The sequence below is a fragment of the Bartonella vinsonii subsp. berkhoffii ATCC 51672 genome (assembly GCF_902825225.1).
GTDB classification, from domain to species: Bacteria; Pseudomonadota; Alphaproteobacteria; order Rhizobiales; family Rhizobiaceae; genus Bartonella; species Bartonella berkhoffii.
On sequence record NZ_CADEAK010000180.1, the window covers coordinates 1 to 436 of the forward strand.

At 38.5% G+C, this 436-nt stretch carries 1 pseudogene; it reads left to right on the forward strand.

From position 1 onward, the window contains the following. Window positions 1-436 (forward strand): annotated as a pseudogene (gene lysK / locus J7R10_RS08830) (lysine--tRNA ligase); the annotation flags it as partial.

A 436-nucleotide genomic window follows, 5' to 3' on the forward strand; every position in this document is an offset into this window, starting at 1 on the left:
CTTCTAATGTCTGGAAAGTGCTTGGTGGAAATTCACCTGAAGGATTTAACTATGAGCTCTTTTTAGATGATAAGTTTCAGAAAATTTCTAAATCTAAATGAAATGGCTTAACCATTGATGAGTGTTTAACATATTCTCCAACTGAGAGTCTAGGGCCTTATATGTCTTCAAATCCCAAAACGCCAAAACGGCTTTATTTTGATGTTATCCCAAAAGCGGTTGATGAATATTATGTGCATCTTTCATCCTATGGGCGTCAAAGGCGGCAAGAGCGGCTGAATAATCCTGTATGGCACATCCATAGTGGTTGCCCTCCACAAGATGTTTTGCCTGTATTTTTTGCTATGCTCTTGAATTTGGTAATTGCTTCAAATGCTGAAAATATAGAGGTTCTTTGGGGCTTTATTTCTCGCTATTCTAAGGGAGCCAATCCACA